We start from the raw sequence: 18,215 nt of genomic DNA, 5'->3' as shown, positions 1-18,215 counted from the left end.
ACAAACTAAATAAACCAGTGAATCAATTCGAAAGGGGACCACGACTACGTGATCCCCTTTTCTACTTTGCGTTTCTACTCGGCGTTTTGGTCTGACGTGGGCCGGGCCTTTGCCAACCGCAACGCTGCTATTGCAGGTCGGAGAACGCGTCGCGCAGCCGTTCGCAAGCCTCTTCCACCCGCGCGCGTTGCGTGCCGAGGTTGAAGCGCAGGAATGTGTCGCCACCAGTGCCAAAACTTGGACCGTGATTGGCGGCAATCTTGGCGCTCTGTTCTACCCGCGCCGTAAATTCCTCGCGGCTCATGCCGGTGCCAGAGAAATCGACCCAAGCGAGATAGGTCGCCTCCAGACGGGTGGAGCGTAGACCCGGGATCTCATTCACAGCAGCATCGAAGAGCTGGCGATTGCCATCAAGGTAGGGCACCAACTCATCCACCCAGGCGGCGCCTTCGGGAGAATAGGCTGCTGCCGTTGCCCATTGGCCAGGGGAATTCGGCGAGAGGGCCAGCGCCAGCATCCGGCGAGAGAATTGCGCACGCAGATCGGGATCCGGAATGATGACCTGACCGGTGTGCATGCCAGCAAAGTTGAAGGTTTTGGACGGCGCGGTCAGCATGAGCAGGCGGTCAGTGATGTCCGGCGCTGCGTTCTGCATCGGGATATGTGTGGCACCGTCGAAGACCAGATCGTGATGAATTTCGTCCGACAGCAGGATCAGATCGTGCCGCTTGGCAAAATCCGCAACGCCGCGCAGCTCTTCCTCGGTCCAGACACGGCCAACCGGATTATGCGGCGAGCAGAGGATGACCATTTTCTCGGTGCCGGTCATCTGTGCGTCATAAGCCGCGAAATCCATCTCATACCGTCCATCATTGACGGCGAGTTCACATTCCACCACGTCGCGCCCGGCGTTGCGGATGACCTTGGCAAAAGCGTGATAGACTGGCGTGAAGAGAACGATCCCGTCGCCCGGTTGTGTGTAGGTGTCCAAGCACATGCCGACGCCGTTCACCAAGCCTGTGGTGGTGAAAATCGCCTCCGGATCGACCGACCATCCGTGGCGGTTCTGCATCCACCAGCAGATCGCGGATTTGTAGGGGCGGTCGCAATTTACGTATCCATAGACGCCGTGGTCTGCCATCTCGCGCATCTTGTCGGTCACCACCGATGGAACTGCGAAATCCATATCCGCAACCCACATCGACAGGCCCTCGTCGCGCGGGACATTGTAGAGATCCTCCATCATGTCCCACTTGATGCAATGTGTGTTCCGGCGGTCAATGATCTTGTCAAAATCCATGTCTGAACTCCCGTTGTTCCCGGGCGAAGCTAACGGCAATCCAGCCACGCGCAAGGGGGGCGTTGCAGGGCGGGCGTCAATGGCCTAAATCAGCGGCATGAAACGTCCGATCCTGATCCACCCTGATCCCCGCCTCAAGAAGGTTTGTGCAGCCGTACCGGATATGTCCGATGCGTTGCGTAGGCTGGCCGATGACATGTTGGAAACCATGTACGCTGCGCCGGGTATTGGGCTTGCTGCGCCGCAGATCGGGGTGCTGGATCGGCTGATCGTGCTCGATTGCGTCAAGGAAGAGGACGGTCCGGCGCGCCCGCTGGTCATGTTCAACCCCGAAGTCGTGGCATCCTCGGACGAGGCGAACGTCTACGAGGAAGGGTGCCTGTCGATTCCCGACCAATATGCCGAGGTGACCCGCCCCAAGGTGGTTGAGGTCGAATGGATGGATCGCGATGGCAATGCTCAGCGGGAGACATTCGACGGGCTTTGGGCCACCTGCGTTCAGCATGAGATCGACCATCTGAATGGCAAGCTGTTCATTGACTACCTGAAACCGCTGAAGCGGCAGATGATCACCCGGAAGATGCAGAAACTGAAACGTGAGCGTGGCCGCGGCTGACAGCGCAGTGGCCCGTTATGAGGCTGAGCGTGGGTCAAAATTTGGTGCGTGTTCTCGGGAAAGGTGAACGAAATGGCAGTTCTCCCTATCAGGGCTTGGCCGGATCCGGTGCTGAGCGCCCCGACAGCCCCAGTCGCCGCACCGCGAGACGTCGAAACGCTTGCCCGAGATATGCTCGATACCATGTATGCCGCACCGGGGCGAGGGCTGGCTGCGCCACAGGTTGGCGTATTGGCACGGCTGTTCGTGATGGACACCACCTGGAAAGAAGGTGCGCGCGACCCGCTTGTCTGCATCAACCCGGACATTGTCGCGCTGTCGGAGGAGATGGCCACAATGTCTGAGGGCTGTTTGTCGATCAAAGGTGTCAGCCTTGATGTCACGCGCCCGGCCTGGGTCGATCTGGCCTGGACTGATTTGCAAGGGGTCCGCCATCAACGCCGGTTTGAGGGATTCGCCGCCGCCTGCGTGCAACATGAATATGATCACCTTGAGGGGCGCGTGACCTTCGACAGGGTGTCCCCCACGGCGCGTGCTGCTGCTGTCGCCACCTATGAAACTTATCTGGAGACAACCCGATGACTGTGCGCCCTTGCCTGCCTTGGCCTGACAAACATCTGCGCAGCCGCGCCGAGGAGGTCAGCGAAATCACCGATGAAACGCTCGCCCTCTGGCAGGACATGATCGACACAATGGAGGCGATGCCCGGCGTCGGTCTGGCCGCCAATCAGATCGGTGTGTTGCAGCGGCTTGCGGTGGTGGATGGGTCCAGCGAGCGCGGGCGGGCAGTCCGTCTGGCCAATCCTGAAATCCTGCATGCCTCGGTCGCGCTGCGTGAGCATGAGGAAGCCAGTCCGAACCTGCCCGGCGTCGCGGCCAAGATCAAACGCCCCCGTGCGGTCACTGTGCGCTACATGGATGAAACCGGTGCCACGGTTGAGCGGGATTTCGTTGGGATTGAAGCCACCAGCGTGCAACACCAGATCGATCACCTGAACGGCAAGATGTATTTCGACAAGCTGTCGAAGGTGAAGCGCGATATGCTGATCCGCAAGGCGAAGAAGCTGAGCGGCTGAATATCAATCGGGGTTTCCCCAAGTTAGAGCCTGTTTCGGGTGGGCAAATTCAGATTCAGAGTGAGGGGGCGACATATGCGTATTGTTTTTATGGGGACACCAGATTTCTCTGTCCCGGTGCTCAATGCGCTGGTTGAGGCGGGCCATGAGATTGCTGCCGTTTACTGTCAGCCACCTCGCCCGGCAGGGCGCGGCAAGAAGGATCGGCCCACACCGGTTCACGCCCGGGCGGAGGCGCTGGGGCTTGAGGTGCGTCACCCGGTCAGCCTGAAGGAGGCGCAGCAGCAGGCCGAGTTTGCAGCGGTGAACGCAGATGTGGCGGTTGTGGTTGCCTATGGTTTGATCCTGCCGCAGGCCGTGCTGGACGCGCCACGTCATGGGTGCCTCAATATCCATGCAAGCCTTTTACCGCGCTGGCGCGGCGCGGCGCCGATCCATCGTGCGATCATGGCGGGGGATGCGCAGACCGGGGTTTGTATCATGCAGATGGAGGCCGGGTTGGACACCGGGCCAGTTCTGATGCGCGAGGCGACAGATATCGGCGCAGAGGAAACCACGGCTGAGTTACATGACCGCCTGTCCGAAATGGGTGCGAACCTGATCGTTCGGGCGTTGACACAATTGCCGGGGCTAACACCAGAGGTGCAGCCGGACGATGGTGTGACCTACGCCCACAAGATCGACAAGGCGGAGGCCCGGGTGGATTGGACACGCCCGGCGAGCGAGGTTGATCAGCAGATCCGCGGGCTATCCCCATTTCCCGGTGCCTGGTGCGAGATTGACGGCCAGCGCGTGAAACTTCTGGCGTCACGTGTTGTCGATGGTGCCGGGGCGGCGGGCAAAGTTCTGGATGACACCTTGCGGGTCGCCTGCGGTGAGGGCGCGATTGAGCTGCTGAAGTTGCAGCGCGCGGGCAAGGGTGCACAGGCGCGAGAGATCTTTTTGCGCGGCTTTCCTGTCACTGCTGGCACACAGCTTTAAGGGGGGGCAGGTGATGTTTCTAGCTCTTTTCGGCAGCGTGGTGATTGCTGGGATTGTTGGCTACCTTGCGGAGAAAACTGGCTTCACCCAGAACGGCTATCTGTCTTCCATCATCATTTGTGTGGGCGGCGCGTTTCTGTTTCATTTTGCGGTTATCATGTTTGGAATAGGATTTCGGGCGCCGGGATGGAACGCAATCGCTGCTTCAATCGGTGCGTTGATTATCGTGCCGTTTCATTGGCGCCGCTAAGGGGCTGAGAGGCGGGATCAGCTACGCGGCGGGCGCGAGCGATAGACCGGCAGATGCCAACCAAAGGTGATGGAACCCGCCCGCAGGACCCAACAGACCACGGCACAGGCCACCAGGGCCCAGCGGGTCGGCAGGCCAAAGGCGATGCTGATCACGGCGGTGATCGCGCCAGCCATCGCGCAGGAAATATAAAGCTCTCCCTGCTTCAAAACCAGCGGCACCTCATTGCAAACGACATCCCGCATGAGCCCACCCAGCGTGCCGGTTGCCATGCCCATCAGCACCACGATCACGGGCGGCTGTTCTGTCAGAATGGCCGCGCCGGTACCGGCAGACACCGCCACTGCCAGAGCAAAACTGTCAAGCCAGACAACCCAGCGCAAACGGCTCTCCACCAGATGGGCGGTAAAAAACACCAGCACCGCAGCGGCGGCCGCCAGCAGGATATTGGTGGAATCCCCGATCCAGAACACCGGATGCCGATCCAGCAGGAGATCCCGCACCGTGCCCCCACCGACAGCGGTCAGACAGGCCACGAAGGCAAAGCCAACGATATCCAGCTGCGCCCGACTGGCCACCAGCGCGCCAGAGGCGGCGAAGACCAGAACGGAGGCGTAGTCCAGAAGGGTGAGGATGGTCATGCTTTGGCTTTGCCGGGTTTGAAGGGGGCCATGCCTGCGCGCGCCAGCTCATCAGCGCGTTCGTTCTCGGGGTGGCCTGCGTGGCCCTTGACCCATTCCCACGTGACATCATGCCGACGCTGAGCCTCGTCAAGTCGCTGCCACAGCTCGACGTTTTTCACCGGTTTCTTGGAGGCGGTTTTCCAACCGTTGCGCTTCCATCCGTGAATCCACCCGGTAACACCGTTCTTCACATATGCGGAATCGGTGACAACCGTCAGCGTCGACGGTCGCGCCAGGCTTTCAAGCGCGTTGATTGCCGCCAGCAGTTCCATCCGGTTATTGGTGGTTTCGGCCTCGCCGCCGCTCAGCTCCTTTTCCTTGACGATGGTCTCGCCATCCATTGCCCGCAGCAACACACCCCATCCGCCGGGGCCGGGGTTGCCGGAGCACGCACCATCGGTGTAGGCGAACAGCTCAGCCATGACAGGCCACCGAAATCCAGCGTGCCATTGCCCCGTCCAATCCGGCGCTTTCGCCTGTGGTGCTGTTGGTGGGTGTGAAGCCGGCTGAGCGCAGCAGATCCTTCAATTCGTCGTCCTCATAATAGGTGTAGAGCCGCCCAATGGCGTCCCGGGCCTCGCCCTTACCGAGCTTCAGCGCAATGTAAAAGGGGCCACCGGATCGCAATGTCCGCCGGATGGCGCGCAGATGGCGGGGAAAGTCGGCGCGCGGGGCATGCAGCAGGCTGAAATTGGCCCAGACACCATCGTAGATGTCGATGCCGGAGAGGTCATCAAAGCTGGCAAGCTGGGTCTGAACTCCGGGGAGCTGATCCGCCAGCGCGATCATTTCAGCCGAAGCATCCATCGCCAGGGGCCGCAGGCCGGCGGATGCCATAACTGCGCTGGACGTGCCCGGACCGCAGCCCAGATCCAACACCCGAGCACCGGGCAGACAGGCGGCGATGAACTCCCCAAGACGTGGATCCTTCCGCAGGTGGCTCTCGTTGCGGTCTGCATACTCCGCAGCCTTGCTGTTGTAGATTTCCAGGGTCGTGCGATCCGGTTCGCTCATAGGTACACGCCTATGGCCAAGCTGGCGATCACGATAGATGTGAGCAGCAGTCGCAGTTGCATCCACCATGATGGCGTCAGGCGCCAGACGGAAAAAGCATAGTCCAGCAGCAGCAGCCCGGCGAAGCCGTAGATCAGGTTGATGCCCGCACTGGTTGGACCACCGCCTGTCATAAAGAAGGCCCAGAGTGCGGGCAGCACCGACAGCGCATAGCCCGTTGTCGCCCGCATTCCCGATGTCTTGGTCGCAAATCCCCACAGCACACCGGACATGAAGCTGAGGATTACGGAGCCGTAGAACAGCTGCACATAGGGGCCGACAAACCGCGGGCCAAGATGACTGGCCCCCCAGGCCTGTAGGGACGGGGACTGCGTCGTCAGCGCACCCCATACAAAAGGTATCACCCCGGCGAGACCCAAGATCAGCGGTGCGGGAGGGATCCGGCTCATGCGCGCTCCATCGCAAGTCTTGCTGCCAAAGCGGCAAACAGACCGGCAAAGCTGCGGTTGAGCCATTTCACCACGATGTCGGATCCCAGGATCAGGTTGCGGGCTTGGGCTGCGAACAGGCCATAGAGAACAAACACCGCAAAGGTCATCGCCATGAAGATCAGTCCAAGGATCACCATTTCCTGCGTTGCGGTCTCAGGCGTGCCCGAGAGGAAGGGGGGAAGAAGAGCCAGAAAAAACACCGAGAGCTTCGGGTTGAGAATGTTGATCATTGCTCCGCGCTTGGCAATTTTCACGCCCCGGTCTCGCGCCGTGGGCGCATTGGACAGCGACAGGGCACCATCCGCCTTCAGCATCTGCCACGCGAGATAGAGAAGATAGAGAACGCCCGCAATCTTCACGGCTTGGAACAACAGTGCCGATGTGTGCAGAACCGCAGCCAAACCTAATGTGGCGGCCGCAAGATGGGGCAGGATGCCAAAGGTGCAGCCAATTGCGGCCCAGATTGCGGCGCGCCGTCCCTGACCAAGGCCAAGCGCCAGCGTGTAGAGCACCCCTGTTCCAGGTGCGAGGACAACGACAAATGCGGTGATCAGAAATTGCAGTGAAATCAATCGACCAACTCCTTGGGCAGACAATATAGCTCTGGCCAAGGGTAATCGGCTATTGATCAGTTGCAAGGCAAAGAAACCCTGCAGACAGGTAAAGGGGCTGCAGGGGCAAATTGCGATTGCGTCAGGCGGGTTCGCGCAGAACTCGGGGAACCTTGAACTCGACCCGCTCAATTGCGGTTTCGACCAACTCAACGGTGACCTCGAACCGCTCTTTGAAGGCGTCGATCACCTCATTCACCAGCAATTCAGGGGCTGAGGCTCCGGCAGTGATGGCCACCGAGGAAATCCCTTCAAGTGCGCGCCAGTCGATGTTTTCGGCGCGCTGCACCAGCTGTGCATATTGGCAGCCAGCCTTTGCGCCGACTTCGACAAGACGGCGGGAGTTCGACGAATTCGGCGCGCCGACCACCAGCAGGGCGTCTGCCTTGGGGGCGACTTCCTTGACCGCTTCCTGACGGTTGGTGGTGGCGTAGCAGATATCTTCCTTGTGCGGCCCGACGATATTGGGGAAGCGTGCCTGCAGCGCTGCGACAATATCCTTGGTGTCATCTACTGACAGGGTCGTTTGGGTGACATAGGCCAGATTGTCGGGGTCACGTACCGCCACGGTGGCCACATCATCCGGCGTTTCGACAAGCAGCACTTCTCCATCGGGCAGCTGCCCCATGGTGCCGATGGTCTCCGGATGGCCCTTGTGACCAATCATGATCATCTGAAGGCCGTTTTCAGCATGACGCTGGGCCTCGATGTGGACCTTTGAGACCAGCGGGCATGTCGCATCGACATAGATCATCTGGCGTCGATCAGCTTCTGCTGGAATAGACTTCGGCACACCATGGGCGGAAAAGATCACCGGGCGGTCATCGGGGCATTCGTCCAGTTCCTCGACAAAAACGGCGCCCTTATCCCGCAGCCCATCGACCACATACTTATTGTGGACGATCTCATGGCGCACATAGACCGGCGCCCCCCATTTCTCGAGCGCCATTTCAACGATTTTGATGGCCCGGTCGACACCGGCACAGAAACCGCGTGGTGCGGCTAGATATAGCGTCAGGGGTGGCTTGGTCATCGCGGTCTCCTTACGGCCCAGAGCTAGGACTTTCTGTCGGCAAGGTCCAGTGCTGCACAGCGGACTTGTGCTGCTGATGCGTCAAATCGCGCGCGCTGCGCAAACAAAAGCCCGCAGCCAGTGGGGAGCACTGCTGCGGGCTATGTCTGCCATATTCGAAGCGCGTCATCGGCACCAGATTGGTATCAGCCGCTTGCGGCCGACACTGAACGCGGATCGCTTTGTTCGCGGGGGGGGCGACCAATCACGTCCTTCAACTCTTCCAATTCGATGAAATTGTCGGCCTGGCGGCGCAACTCGTCCGAGATCATCGGTGGCTGGCTGCGAATGGTGGAGACCACAGATACCCGTACGCCCTGCCGCTGCAAACTGGCGATCAGAGGGCGGAAATCGCCGTCACCGGAAAACAGCACGATATGATCGACGCGCGGAGCCAGTTCCATGGCATCGACCGTCAGTTCGATATCCATATTTCCCTTCACCTTTCGGCGGCCCATGCTGTCGGTGTATTCCTTGGCCGGTTTGGTCACCATGGTGAAGCCGTTGTAATGCAGCCAGTCCACCAAAGGCCGGATGGGAGAGTACTCATCATTTTCCAGCAGGGCTGTGTAGTAAAAGGCGCGCAGAAGTTTGCCCCGGCGCATAAATTCCTGCCTGAGCAACTTGTAATCGATGTCAAACCCCAGCGCCTTTGCGGCGGCATAAAGGTTCGAGCCATCGATGAACAGCGCAAGCCGTTCGTCCTTGTAAAACATCAAATATGTCCTTCCGGTAGGTCCGTCCCAGCAGTGAGGTTCCGTGAGTGAATGCTGAAATACGCTAAAACGGGTGGACTTAATGTAGGTTATTTGACATTTGCCGCAAGTGTGTCGGGATTAAGAAACGAGGGCAAAAATGACCGAAATCCGGTCAGAGGCGCTTATTGCCATGGGGGGGAACCTGCCTATCGGCGAGCAGTCGGTGGTCCATACCCTCATAGGGGCTGTTGAGCAGTTGTCCGAATCAGACATCCGGCTGACGGCGGTGTCGCGGTTCTATCGTACGCCTTGTTTTCCGGCCGGGTCCGGCCCTGACTATGTGAACGCGGCGATTGCCATACGCACAAATCTGTCGCCGCGTGCCTTACTGGATCTGTTGCATCAGGTTGAGGCTGACTTTGCCCGCCGCCGTGTGCAGCGCTGGGGGATGCGGACGCTGGATCTGGACCTGATCGCCTATGATGATCTGATCTGTCCCGATGTGGCCACCTTCGAACGTTGGAAAGATCTGCCGCTTGATCAGCAAATGCAGGAGGCGCCGGGTCAGATGCTGATACCGCACCCACGGCTTCAGGATCGCGGCTTTGTTCTCGTCCCGTTGCGGGATATCGCACCGGATTGGCGGCACCCGATTCTCGGTCAGACGGTCCGTGAGCTCTGCGCTGCGCTGCCAATGTCGGATTTGAGTGAGATTTCCCCGGTCTGAGCCGCCAATGCGCCCCATTCGGCGCTTGTCAAGAGAAAGCTTTGGTTTTAGAAGTCACCCTTCTGGACTTATTTTGATTTGGAGAGTCGCCTATGGCCCGCGTGACGGTTGAAGACTGCGTAGACAAGGTTCCCAACCGCTTTGAGCTGGTGATGCTCGCCGCGCACCGCGCGCGTGAGATTTCGGCTGGCGCCGCGCTGACGGTTGAACGGGACAACGACAAAAACCCTGTCGTATCCCTGCGTGAAATCGCTGACGAAACCCAGAGCGCCGACTCTCTGCGCGAGCGTCTGATCGAAAGCAATCAGACCCAGATCGAAGTGGATGAGCCGGAAGATGATTCCATGGCCCTGCTGATGGGTGCGGAGAATGACAAACCCGCCACCGATGACATGTCGGAAGAGAAACTGCTGCGTGCGCTGATGGAGGCGCAAGGGCAGGGCTGAGACGTCGCAAGACATAGTGAGCTGAGGCTGCGGACCGGAAATGATTTCACCAGAAGACCTGATTGCTCTGGTCCGCAACTACAATCCCCGGACCAATGCGGACAGGATCGCCGATGCATATGCGTTCGGTGAGCAGATGCACGATGGGCAGTTTCGCCATTCGGGCGAACCCTATTTCACCCATCCCGTAGCAGTCGCGGCCATCCTGACCGAACAGCGGCTGGATGATGCCACCATCATCACCGCCCTGCTGCACGACACCATCGAAGATACCAAAGCCTCCTACGACGAAATCTCCACGCGGTTCGGGGATGAGGTGGCAATGCTGGTTGATGGTGTGACCAAGCTGACAAACCTGCAGCTGTCCAGCCGCGAGACCAAACAGGCCGAGAATTTCCGCAAGCTGTTTATGGCGATGTCGAAAGACCTGCGAGTCATTCTCGTCAAGCTCGCGGACCGTCTGCACAATATGCGGACCATCAAGGCGATGCGCCCGGACAAACAGGCCCAAAAGGCGCGCGAGACCATGGACATCTATGCGCCGCTGGCTGGCCGCATGGGGATGCAATGGATGCGCGAGGAGCTGGAAGATCTGGCCTTTCGTGTGCTCAATCCTGAAGGGCGCCAATCGATTATCCGCCGCTTCGTCACGTTGCAGCGCGAAACAGGTGACGTGATCCACCGCATCACCGGCGACATGCGGGCGGAGCTTGAAAAGACCGGGATTGAAGCCGAAGTATTTGGCCGCGCAAAAAAGCCCTATTCCATCTGGCGCAAGATGCAGGAAAAAGATCAGGGTTTTTCGCGGCTCTCTGATATCTACGGGTTCCGCATCATCACGGCGAGCGAGGAAGACTGCTACCGCGCGCTGGGAGCCATCCATCAGCGCTGGCGGGCGGTCCCTGGCCGTTTCAAAGACTATATCAGCCAGCCAAAATCCAACGGGTATCGGTCAATCCACGCGACCGTTTCCGGGCGTGATGGCAAGCGGGTCGAGGTGCAGATCCGCACCCGCCAGATGCATGATGTGGCCGAAACCGGTGTAGCGGCACATTGGTCCTATCGCGATGGTGTGCGGTCCGAGAATCCCTTTGCCGTTGATCCCGCAAAATGGATTGCGTCCCTCACGGAACAGTTCGACGCGGAGGAGGATCACGATGAGTTCCTCGAAGCGGTCAAGCTGGAGATGTATTCGGATCAGGTGTTCTGCTTCACACCCAAGGGGGATGTGATCAAACTGCCCAAAGGGGCGACGCCGATTGATTATGCCTATGCAATCCACACCCGCATCGGGCATGCCTGCGTGGGGGCCAAGGTGGATGCAATCCGCGTGCCGCTCTGGACCCGTTTGCGCAATGGCCAGTCGGTTGAGATCATCACTGCTGAGGGGCAGACCCCGCAGGTGAGTTGGCTGGACATTGCGACCACCGGCAAGGCGCGTACCGCGATCCGCCGCGCCCTGCGTGAAGCGGACCGGGCCAGGTTTGTGAAACTGGGCCATGAGCTGGCGCGCTCCGCCTTTGAACATGTCGGCCGCAAGGCCACGGATAAGGCGCTGGAAACAGCGGCGCGCGCTCTCCGTGTCAGTACGGTGGATGAGTTGCTGGCCCGTCTCGGGGCAGCCGTTCTCACGGCTCATGATGTGGTTCAGGCCGTCTACCCGGAGCTGGCCGCAGACGACAGTGATGAAGTGCCTCCTCGCCGGGCAGTGATTGGTCTTGAGCCGGGGCAGAGCTTTGAGCGTGCGCCCTGTTGCCAGCCCTTGCCGGGCGAGCGGATCATTGGGATCACCTACCGGGGGCGTGGCGTTGTGGTGCATGCCGCAGATTGTGACGCGTTGGGAGAGGTGGAGGACCAGCCCGAACGCTGGGTCGACCTGCATTGGCATAGCGGAACCCACCCGGCGGTCTATGGTGTGACGCTGGAGCTGACCATCGGCAACGACGCCGGTGTGCTGGGACGCATTTGCACATTGATCGGTGAGAAAAAGGCCAATATCTCAGACCTTGAATTTGTCGATCGGAAACCAGACTTTTACCGGCTGATGATTAATGTCGAGCTGCGGGATGTGGAGCAGCTGCATTCGCTGATGTTGATGCTGGAAGCCGAGAGCGATGTCGCTGCCGTTGCTCGGTTCCGCGATTTGCCGGAAAGCCGCCCAAAGCTCGGGTAGCCGTTCAGTAGGATTTGGGAAGGACGCGTATCTTTGGTATTCAGGCGCCGTGATAGACGTCCGCCTCTGCGCGCGGTTGCCGATTTTCTGTGGCCACGTGGCGGCTGGGGGCGCGCGTTTCACTACGTGAAGCACCGTGTCCGCCGTCTGCCCGATTCGCCGGAGCGGATTGCCCGCGGCGTTTGGGCTGGCGTCTTCACCACATTTACCCCGTTCTACGGCATGCACTTCGTTGTGGCTGCAATCATCGCACGGCTGATGAACGGCAATATCCTGGCGGCGCTCAGCGGAACATTCTTTGGCAATCCGTTGACATATGTGCCGATTGGCGTTGCCTCGCTGCAGACCGGACATTGGATTCTGGGAACCGAATTCGATGCCGACGTGGACAAATCACTGGTCGGGAAATTCCTGGCGGCCGGTGATGATCTGTTTGACAATCTTATAGCGCTGGTCACCGATCGCCCGGCGGATTGGCAGGGCCTGACCCTGTTCTACCACGAGGTGTTTTACCCCTATCTTGTCGGTGGCGTTATTCCGGGCATCATTACGGCAACGGTTTGCTATGTGCTCAGCGTGCCGGTGATCCGGGCCTACCAGCAGCGCCGCCGTGCCAAGATCAAGGCGAAGTTCGATATTATCAAGAAACGCGCCTCTGTGGACGCTGAAAGCGACAGTGGCAGCTGAGCCGTCACGCCAAGGCACAATTTGGTGGTTTCCGGGCTTGCCCTTGCCTCCGCAGCGCCTAGTCTCAGGCGAAAGGCACTCTAGTAGGAAATTGAACCCATGGCACAGACGTCCTTGCAAACTGCCAGGCTGCGGCTTGGTGTGAATATCGACCACGTGGCCACCGTGCGCAACGCGCGCGGCGGCTTGGCGCCGGATCCGGTACGGGCGGCCAAACTGGCCGAGGAGGCCGGCGCTGACGGGATCACGGCGCATCTGCGAGAGGATCGTCGCCACATCACCGATGCCGATATCGACGGGCTGATGGACGCCCTGAGCGTGCCATTGAACTTTGAAATGGCGGCAACGGAAGAGATGCAGAAAATCGCTCTGCGACATAAACCCCATGCGGTGTGCATCGTGCCGGAAAAACGCGAAGAGCGCACCACCGAGGGGGGGCTGGAAGTGGCCCGCGAGGAGAATAAGCTGGCCCACTACATTGCGCCGCTACGGGAGGCCGGGTGCCGGGTGTCAATTTTTATCGCTGCGGATCAGCGCCAGATTGAGGCCGCCCACCGCATCGGGGCCGAGGTCATTGAGCTGCACACCGGGGCCTATTGCGATGCCCACGCGGAGGGCGATTTTGCCAAACGCGACGCCGAGTTGGCCGCCCTGCGCGAGATGTCGAGCTTTGCGCATTCACTGGGGCTGGAGGTCCACGCCGGACACGGCCTGACATATGATTGTGTACAGCCTATCGCCGCTTTCCCCGAGGTGTGTGAATTGAACATCGGTCATTTCCTTATTGGCGAGTCGATCTTCAGAGGGTTGACCCCAGCCATTGCCGAAATGCGCCGCCTGATGGACGAGGCGCGAGGTTAGCACCTCCTCAGGCCACCATGGCCCTTGCCAGTGTCAGTCAGATCGCCTTTGATCGGGGCATGATCTTGGGTGTAGGCACTGACCTGGCAAATATTGAGCGTATTCAGCGCACTTTGGACCGGTTTGGCGACCGGTTCAAAAACCGTGTTTTCACAAATACCGAACAGCGCAAGGCCGAGCGGCGGATGGATGTCGCGGGCACCTATGCCAAACGCTGGGCTGCAAAGGAGGCCTGTTCCAAGGCGCTTGGTACTGGTCTGCGCATGGGGATCGCCTGGAAAGATATGGCGGTTTCCAACTTGCGCACAGGCCAGCCTGTTATGCATGTCACCGGTTGGGCCGCCGATCGGCTGGCCAGGATGACGCCACCGGAGCACGAAGCCATCATTCATGTGACATTGACCGACGACCACCCCTGGGCACAGGCCTTTGTGGTGATTGAGGCGCGTCCCATTGCTCGTGATCCGCTTGCGACGCCGGGCGATGCTTGACTTACCCGGATCGGCCCCGCATGTAGCGCCGGACCCATGTTTACAGTTAGACCGGAGAGCCTGATGACGGCCAAAGCAACAGTCGGAAGTTCGATCCTTGAGACGGTCAAGACCATCGTCTACGCCCTGCTGATTGCAGGTGTGTTCCGCACGCTGTTCTTTCAGCCGTTCTGGATTCCCTCCGGCTCAATGAAGGAAACGCTGCTGATCGGCGACTTTCTGTTCGTAAACAAGATGGCCTATGGCTATTCCTCCGCCTCCTGTCCGAGCCTGAAATTCCCCAGCGTCGGCATCGATATCGACAGCAGTGATATATGTGGCTTCCTTGATGGGGATAACTCACGGATTTGGGCCGGTGATCCCGAACGCGGTGATGTTGTAGTCTTCCGCCACCCGGTCAACCAGAACGACTTCATCAAGCGGCTGATCGGTCTGCCGGGCGATAAGGTTCAGGTCAAAAACGGGGTGCTGCATATCAACGGCGCTGCTGTTGCGCTGCAGGACGCGGGCGAGTTCGAGGAGCTGATGGCGCCACAGGGGCCCGCCGGGTCCTACCCGCTGTGCGAGAATGCACCGGTGGGTGAAGGCGCGATGTGTAAAAAATCCCGCCAGATCGAAACGTTGCCGGGCGGCAGCCAGCATGTTGTGCTCAATATTGGCAATCAGGGGATGGATCACACCGGGGTCTATCAGGTCCCCGAAGGTCATTATTTCTTCATGGGGGACAACCGCGACAATTCCTCCGACAGCCGTTTGCCGCAATCGGCAGGGGGCGTCGGCTATGTGCCTTATGAAAACCTCATTGGTCGCGCGGATCGTATCATGTTTTCCTCGGCTGGCCGGTCGATGCTGTTCTTCTGGACCTGGCGCGGGGATCGCTTCTTTAAGGGGATCGAGTGAAACTCTCCAAGGATATGCGCGCGTTTGAGACGCGGATCGGCTATAGTTTCTCCCAGCCGGCACTTCTGGTGCGGGCGCTGACGCACGCCTCGGTGTCGTCTCCCAACCGTCAGGACAATCAGCGGCTGGAGTTTCTGGGCGACCGGGTGCTGGGGCTGGTGATGGCCACGGCGCTTCTGGACACGGATAAGGCCGCGACAGAGGGGCAGCTTGCCCCGCGGTTCAATGCTCTGGTGCGCAAGGAAACCTGCGCGGATGTGGCCCGTGATATCGATCTGGGGGCGGTGCTGAAATTGGGCCGCTCCGAGACCATGTCCGGTGGGCGGCGCAAACTGGCGCTTCTGGGCGACGCGATGGAGGCGGTGATTGCCGCCGTCTATAAGGATGGCGGGTTTGAGGCGGCACAGGAGTTGATCCTGCGGCTCTGGGGCAATCGCATCGGCCGGGTTGAGGCGGATGCCCGCGACCCCAAGACCACCTTGCAGGAATTTGCTCAGGCGCGGGGGGAACAGCCCCCGGCCTATGTGCTGGTGGAGCGGAAAGGCCCGGATCATCAGCCGGAATTTACAATTTCCGTGCAGTTGCAGGATGGCACCGAAGGCCGCGCAACTGCTGGATCGAAACGTCAGGCCGAACAGGCCGCTGCCAAATTACTGTTGGCACGATTGGAGCAAGAAAAATGACCACACGCGCCGGCTTTGTTGCCCTGATTGGTGAACCCAACGCAGGCAAATCCACGCTTCTCAACCGCATGGTTGGGGCCAAGGTGTCGATTGTGACCCATAAGGTGCAGACCACTCGCGCCCGCATCCGCGGCGTTGCGATGGAAGGCGAGAGCCAAATCGTGTTTGTCGATACGCCTGGCCTGTTCCAGCCGCGTCGTCGGCTTGACCGTGCGATGGTCGCAGCCGCCTGGGGCGGTGCTGCGGATGCCGATGTGGTGGTGCTGATGGTCGAGGCGCACAGGGGGATCACCGAAGGTGTCGAGCGTATTCTGGAAGGTCTTGAGAATATCGGCGAAGGGCGCAAGATTGCTCTTGCGATTAACAAGATCGACCGCGTTCAATCCGAAGTCCTGCTAGGGCTGACCAAGGAACTGAATGAGCGCTATGCCTTTGCGGATACCTTTATGATTTCCGCGGAAAAGGGGCATGGGGTCGAGCACTTGCGCGGCTGGCTGGCAGAGCAATTGCCGGAGGGGCCGTGGCTTTATCCTGAGGATCAGATTGCCGACCTGCCGATGCGGATGATCGCGGCTGAAATGACCCGTGAGAAACTGACCCTGCGGCTGCATCAGGAACTGCCCTACCAGCTGACCGTAGAAACCGAGAACTGGGAAGAGCGTAAGGATGGGTCCGCCAAAATCGATCAGCTGATTTACGTTATGCGTGACGGTCACAAGGGCATCGTGCTCGGCAAGCGCGGTGAAACCATCAAGGCCGTGAGCCAGGCAGCCCGCGCTGAGCTGGAAGAGTTTCTCGACCGTAAGGTACATCTCTTCCTGCAGGTGAAGGTGCGCCCGAACTGGCTGGAAGAGTCTGAACGTTATTCCGAGATGGGTCTCGATTTCAAAGACGGGAACTGATCCCATATGGCACGGCTGACGGCCAGTTTCTGGGTGCAGGCTTATCTCACCCGTTTGCGGTTGGCCGATATCCCCGCCTTTGTCACCGCGCATGGGGATGACACGGCGGGCGCCGTCTTGATCAAGCTGAACACGCTGGACCGCCGCGCGCAGGCCCTGCATCGCTCTTACGATCTGATGAGCGGGGCGCGAAGCTGGGTCACGCTGGCCGAAGGTGACGAGGCTGATGTTGATGCCGCCATCGCCAAACAGCGCAGTTTTGATCCTGATCTCTGGGTGATCGAGGTCGAGGATCGCCATGGCCGTCACCTGCTGGATGAACCGGGGCTGGACTGATCATGGAATGGCGCGACGAGGGCATATTGCTGACGATGCGCCGTCATGGAGAAAGCGCGGCCATTGTCGATGCATTCACTGCCGAACATGGACGTCACGCCGGGATCGTACGCGGCGGCGCAGGGCGCAGGATGGCCCCAGTGTTGCAGCCCGGTGCGCAGCTGGATCTAACCTGGCGTGCCCGGCTTGAAGACCACCTTGGCAGCTATCAGGCTGAATTGATCCGCAGCCGTGCCGCGACTGCCATGTCCAGCCGGTTGGCGCTTGCTGGACTGAACGCGGTGACTGCGTTGCTCGCCTTCTGCCTGCCGGAACGTGAAGCCCATCCAGAGCTCTACGCGCGCAGCACGCAAATCCTGGATCTGCTGGGCCGCGACGATATCTGGCCATTGGCCTATCTGCGTTGGGAGGTCGCCCTTCTGGAAGACATGGGGTTTGGCCTGGATTTCGAGCACTGCGCCGTCACCGGAAGCCGTCTCGATCTGGTCTATGTCTCCCCCAAAAGCGGGCGCGCCGTTTCACGCGCAGGGGCAGGCGAATGGGCTGATCGGATGCTGCCCTTACCGCCGGTATTGATGGGGCGTGGTGGGGCGGAGAATAGTGAGATTGTGACAGCCCTCACGACGACGGGTTTCTTCCTGCAAAACCGACTGGCGCCATCGCTTGGCAACCATCCGCTGCCGGAGGCCCGCGGGCGGCTCATTGATGTACTCAGTCGGCAGCCGTGAAAATCATCTCGCGTCCGGCTTGGTTCGACAGGATCATCACCGCGCCTTTGATCTCTACGATCTCCATCGCCTGCAAGGCAGCGAGGACATCGGTTTCTTCCTGCAAGGCGGCGCACACCATACGGGTCGTGGCGAGGTTTTCGACCTCAAACCAGGGATAGGGCGCGGTGAGTTGTCCGGTCACCCGGTTGCAGGGCAACTCACCGGTCAGCGCGCCGGGACGGGGGAAGCTCAGCGTTGTGACTGCTGAGACCGCGTCGCCATCAACCTCCCGTAGCTGCCATGAGGTACTTTTGCCGCCATATGCCCGCAGTGTTTCATCACCAAGGCAGGCACTGAGGATACCGGCGCAGAGTATTGCAAGTGTCAGAAAATACGTCTGTTTCATGATGGCACGCTAACTTCTGATGGCGATACGTCAAGGTGAAGACAACGAAAAACCCGGCACAAGGGTGCCGGGTGGGTTGCAGATTGAAATCAGCCCGATGA

General features: G+C 59.8%; 25 protein-coding genes. 16 read left to right on the top strand and 9 right to left on the bottom strand.

Annotation, left to right across the window (positions count from 1 at the left end; genetic code table 11):
• Positions 1-127: 127 nt before the first annotated feature.
• Positions 128-1,300, bottom strand: coding sequence for a MalY/PatB family protein (locus phaeop14_RS14720; protein ID WP_096789954.1), 1,173 nt, complete (start codon positions 1,298-1,300; stop codon positions 128-130).
• A 97-nt stretch (positions 1,301-1,397) separates the two neighbouring features.
• Between phaeop14_RS14720 and def (phaeop14_RS14715) the strand changes: the two genes are divergently transcribed.
• From def (phaeop14_RS14715) to phaeop14_RS14695, 5 genes are all read left to right on the top strand, one after another.
• On the top strand, positions 1,398-1,916 hold the full coding sequence (def, locus tag phaeop14_RS14715) for a peptide deformylase (protein WP_040176010.1): 519 nt from the start codon (positions 1,398-1,400) through the stop codon (positions 1,914-1,916).
• A gap of 72 nt (positions 1,917-1,988) precedes the next feature.
• Positions 1,989-2,498: a peptide deformylase gene (gene def, locus phaeop14_RS14710; protein WP_096789953.1), complete on the top strand. Its 510-nt coding sequence runs from the start codon at positions 1,989-1,991 to the stop codon at positions 2,496-2,498.
• Positions 2,495-2,992, top strand: coding sequence for a peptide deformylase (gene def / locus phaeop14_RS14705; protein ID WP_040176014.1), 498 nt, complete (start codon positions 2,495-2,497; stop codon positions 2,990-2,992). Before def (phaeop14_RS14710) ends, def (phaeop14_RS14705) begins: the two co-directional genes overlap by 4 nt.
• 75 nt (positions 2,993-3,067) lie before the next feature.
• Complete coding sequence (fmt, locus tag phaeop14_RS14700; protein ID WP_096789952.1) at positions 3,068-3,973, top strand: methionyl-tRNA formyltransferase; 906 nt, start codon at positions 3,068-3,070, stop codon at positions 3,971-3,973.
• A gap of 13 nt (positions 3,974-3,986) precedes the next feature.
• Positions 3,987-4,223, top strand: coding sequence for a hypothetical protein (locus phaeop14_RS14695; RefSeq protein WP_014878878.1), 237 nt, complete (start codon positions 3,987-3,989; stop codon positions 4,221-4,223).
• A gap of 17 nt (positions 4,224-4,240) precedes the next feature.
• On the opposite strand, the gene phaeop14_RS14690 is transcribed toward phaeop14_RS14695, so the two are convergent.
• The 7 genes from phaeop14_RS14690 to phaeop14_RS14660 form a co-directional block, all read right to left on the bottom strand.
• A complete protein-coding gene (locus phaeop14_RS14690) occupies positions 4,241-4,864 on the bottom strand; it encodes a trimeric intracellular cation channel family protein (protein ID WP_040176019.1) in 624 nt (207 codons plus the stop codon).
• Positions 4,861-5,328, bottom strand: coding sequence for a ribonuclease HI (rnhA, locus tag phaeop14_RS14685; RefSeq protein ID WP_024095768.1), 468 nt, complete (start codon positions 5,326-5,328; stop codon positions 4,861-4,863). Before rnhA ends, phaeop14_RS14690 begins: the two co-directional genes overlap by 4 nt.
• Positions 5,321-5,920, bottom strand: coding sequence for a class I SAM-dependent methyltransferase (locus phaeop14_RS14680; protein ID WP_096789951.1), 600 nt, complete (start codon positions 5,918-5,920; stop codon positions 5,321-5,323). The genes rnhA and phaeop14_RS14680 overlap by 8 nt, the downstream gene beginning before the upstream one ends.
• Entirely contained in the window at positions 5,917-6,369 is a 453-nt protein-coding gene (locus phaeop14_RS14675) for a DUF3429 domain-containing protein (protein ID WP_096789950.1), read from the bottom strand. The genes phaeop14_RS14680 and phaeop14_RS14675 overlap by 4 nt, the downstream gene beginning before the upstream one ends.
• On the bottom strand, positions 6,366-6,983 hold the full coding sequence (locus phaeop14_RS14670; protein WP_040176024.1) for a LysE family translocator: 618 nt from the start codon (positions 6,981-6,983) through the stop codon (positions 6,366-6,368). Before phaeop14_RS14670 ends, phaeop14_RS14675 begins: the two co-directional genes overlap by 4 nt.
• A gap of 121 nt (positions 6,984-7,104) precedes the next feature.
• A complete protein-coding gene (gene ispH / locus phaeop14_RS14665) occupies positions 7,105-8,055 on the bottom strand; it encodes a 4-hydroxy-3-methylbut-2-enyl diphosphate reductase (protein ID WP_040176027.1) in 951 nt (316 codons plus the stop codon).
• A 185-nt stretch (positions 8,056-8,240) separates the two neighbouring features.
• Positions 8,241-8,810, bottom strand: coding sequence for a LabA-like NYN domain-containing protein (locus phaeop14_RS14660; RefSeq protein ID WP_014876066.1), 570 nt, complete (start codon positions 8,808-8,810; stop codon positions 8,241-8,243).
• Between the two features lie 139 nt (positions 8,811-8,949).
• On the opposite strand from phaeop14_RS14660, the gene folK reads away from it, so the two are divergent.
• The 11 genes from folK (at position 8,950) to recO (ending at position 17,726) form a co-directional block, all read left to right on the top strand.
• On the top strand, positions 8,950-9,519 hold the full coding sequence (folK, locus tag phaeop14_RS14655; protein WP_096789949.1) for a 2-amino-4-hydroxy-6-hydroxymethyldihydropteridine diphosphokinase: 570 nt from the start codon (positions 8,950-8,952) through the stop codon (positions 9,517-9,519).
• A gap of 92 nt (positions 9,520-9,611) precedes the next feature.
• The gene (gene rpoZ, locus phaeop14_RS14650) at positions 9,612-9,965 is read left to right on the top strand and encodes a DNA-directed RNA polymerase subunit omega (protein WP_014876064.1); all 354 of its coding nucleotides are present in this window, start codon (positions 9,612-9,614) and stop codon (positions 9,963-9,965) included.
• 40 nt (positions 9,966-10,005) lie between these two features.
• The gene (locus phaeop14_RS14645) at positions 10,006-12,138 is read left to right on the top strand and encodes a RelA/SpoT family protein (protein ID WP_040176031.1); all 2,133 of its coding nucleotides are present in this window, start codon (positions 10,006-10,008) and stop codon (positions 12,136-12,138) included.
• A gap of 33 nt (positions 12,139-12,171) precedes the next feature.
• Positions 12,172-12,825 carry a DUF2062 domain-containing protein gene (locus phaeop14_RS14640; RefSeq protein WP_096789948.1) on the top strand — a complete coding sequence of 218 codons (654 nt, stop codon included), beginning with the start codon at positions 12,172-12,174 and terminating at the stop codon, positions 12,823-12,825.
• Positions 12,826-12,924: 99 nt separating this feature from the next.
• Positions 12,925-13,686: a pyridoxine 5'-phosphate synthase gene (locus phaeop14_RS14635; RefSeq protein WP_096789947.1), complete on the top strand. Its 762-nt coding sequence runs from the start codon at positions 12,925-12,927 to the stop codon at positions 13,684-13,686.
• Between the two features lie 59 nt (positions 13,687-13,745).
• The gene (gene acpS / locus phaeop14_RS14630; RefSeq protein WP_040176077.1) at positions 13,746-14,177 is read left to right on the top strand and encodes a holo-ACP synthase; all 432 of its coding nucleotides are present in this window, start codon (positions 13,746-13,748) and stop codon (positions 14,175-14,177) included.
• 63 nt (positions 14,178-14,240) lie between these two features.
• Positions 14,241-15,077, top strand: coding sequence for a signal peptidase I (lepB, locus tag phaeop14_RS14625; protein ID WP_040176035.1), 837 nt, complete (start codon positions 14,241-14,243; stop codon positions 15,075-15,077).
• Positions 15,074-15,760 (top strand): ribonuclease III, encoded by a 687-nt coding sequence (rnc, locus tag phaeop14_RS14620; RefSeq protein WP_040181726.1) that lies wholly within the window; start codon positions 15,074-15,076, stop codon positions 15,758-15,760. Before lepB ends, rnc begins: the two co-directional genes overlap by 4 nt.
• Entirely contained in the window at positions 15,757-16,662 is a 906-nt protein-coding gene (gene era / locus phaeop14_RS14615) for a GTPase Era (protein ID WP_040176039.1), read from the top strand. The genes rnc and era overlap by 4 nt, the downstream gene beginning before the upstream one ends.
• A 6-nt stretch (positions 16,663-16,668) precedes the next feature.
• A complete protein-coding gene (locus phaeop14_RS14610; protein ID WP_096789946.1) occupies positions 16,669-16,998 on the top strand; it encodes a DUF1491 family protein in 330 nt (109 codons plus the stop codon).
• Between the two features lie 2 nt (positions 16,999-17,000).
• A complete protein-coding gene (gene recO, locus phaeop14_RS14605) occupies positions 17,001-17,726 on the top strand; it encodes a DNA repair protein RecO (protein WP_096789945.1) in 726 nt (241 codons plus the stop codon).
• Here recO and phaeop14_RS14600 read toward each other — a convergent pair.
• On the bottom strand, positions 17,710-18,114 hold the full coding sequence (locus phaeop14_RS14600) for an META domain-containing protein (protein WP_096789944.1): 405 nt from the start codon (positions 18,112-18,114) through the stop codon (positions 17,710-17,712). The genes recO and phaeop14_RS14600 overlap by 17 nt on opposite strands.
• Positions 18,115-18,215 lie beyond the last annotated feature (101 nt).

Origin of the sequence: Phaeobacter piscinae (assembly GCF_002407245.1) — a bacterium.
GTDB lineage: Bacteria > Pseudomonadota > Alphaproteobacteria > Rhodobacterales > Rhodobacteraceae > Phaeobacter > Phaeobacter piscinae.
The sequence above is the reverse complement of the archived record's forward strand: the minus strand, read 5'-3'. Positions and strand labels throughout refer to the sequence as shown.

Bases quoted from the DNA above. Each gene is read 5' to 3' on its own strand.
- lepB (WP_040176035.1), top strand. From the start codon at position 14,241: ATGACGGCCAAAGCAACAGTCGGAAGTTCGATCCTTGAGACGGTCAAG.
- def (WP_040176014.1), top strand. From the start codon at position 2,495: ATGACTGTGCGCCCTTGCCTGCCTTGGCCTGACAAACATCTGCGCAGC.
- phaeop14_RS14660 (WP_014876066.1), bottom strand. From the start codon at position 8,810: ATGTTTTACAAGGACGAACGGCTTGCGCTGTTCATCGATGGCTCGAAC.
- fmt (WP_096789952.1), top strand. From the start codon at position 3,068: ATGCGTATTGTTTTTATGGGGACACCAGATTTCTCTGTCCCGGTGCTC.
- phaeop14_RS14610 (WP_096789946.1), top strand. From the start codon at position 16,669: ATGGCACGGCTGACGGCCAGTTTCTGGGTGCAGGCTTATCTCACCCGT.
- ispH (WP_040176027.1), bottom strand. From the start codon at position 8,055: ATGACCAAGCCACCCCTGACGCTATATCTAGCCGCACCACGCGGTTTC.
- phaeop14_RS14600 (WP_096789944.1), bottom strand. From the start codon at position 18,114: ATGAAACAGACGTATTTTCTGACACTTGCAATACTCTGCGCCGGTATC.
- rnhA (WP_024095768.1), bottom strand. From the start codon at position 5,328: ATGGCTGAGCTGTTCGCCTACACCGATGGTGCGTGCTCCGGCAACCCC.
- phaeop14_RS14635 (WP_096789947.1), top strand. From the start codon at position 12,925: ATGGCACAGACGTCCTTGCAAACTGCCAGGCTGCGGCTTGGTGTGAAT.
- phaeop14_RS14695 (WP_014878878.1), top strand. From the start codon at position 3,987: ATGTTTCTAGCTCTTTTCGGCAGCGTGGTGATTGCTGGGATTGTTGGC.
- recO (WP_096789945.1), top strand. From the start codon at position 17,001: ATGGAATGGCGCGACGAGGGCATATTGCTGACGATGCGCCGTCATGGA.
- phaeop14_RS14680 (WP_096789951.1), bottom strand. From the start codon at position 5,920: ATGAGCGAACCGGATCGCACGACCCTGGAAATCTACAACAGCAAGGCT.
- phaeop14_RS14690 (WP_040176019.1), bottom strand. From the start codon at position 4,864: ATGACCATCCTCACCCTTCTGGACTACGCCTCCGTTCTGGTCTTCGCC.
- def (WP_096789953.1), top strand. From the start codon at position 1,989: ATGGCAGTTCTCCCTATCAGGGCTTGGCCGGATCCGGTGCTGAGCGCC.
- acpS (WP_040176077.1), top strand. From the start codon at position 13,746: ATGATCTTGGGTGTAGGCACTGACCTGGCAAATATTGAGCGTATTCAG.
- rpoZ (WP_014876064.1), top strand. From the start codon at position 9,612: ATGGCCCGCGTGACGGTTGAAGACTGCGTAGACAAGGTTCCCAACCGC.
- def (WP_040176010.1), top strand. From the start codon at position 1,398: ATGAAACGTCCGATCCTGATCCACCCTGATCCCCGCCTCAAGAAGGTT.
- phaeop14_RS14645 (WP_040176031.1), top strand. From the start codon at position 10,006: ATGATTTCACCAGAAGACCTGATTGCTCTGGTCCGCAACTACAATCCC.
- phaeop14_RS14720 (WP_096789954.1), bottom strand. From the start codon at position 1,300: ATGGATTTTGACAAGATCATTGACCGCCGGAACACACATTGCATCAAG.
- folK (WP_096789949.1), top strand. From the start codon at position 8,950: ATGACCGAAATCCGGTCAGAGGCGCTTATTGCCATGGGGGGGAACCTG.
- phaeop14_RS14675 (WP_096789950.1), bottom strand. From the start codon at position 6,369: ATGAGCCGGATCCCTCCCGCACCGCTGATCTTGGGTCTCGCCGGGGTG.
- era (WP_040176039.1), top strand. From the start codon at position 15,757: ATGACCACACGCGCCGGCTTTGTTGCCCTGATTGGTGAACCCAACGCA.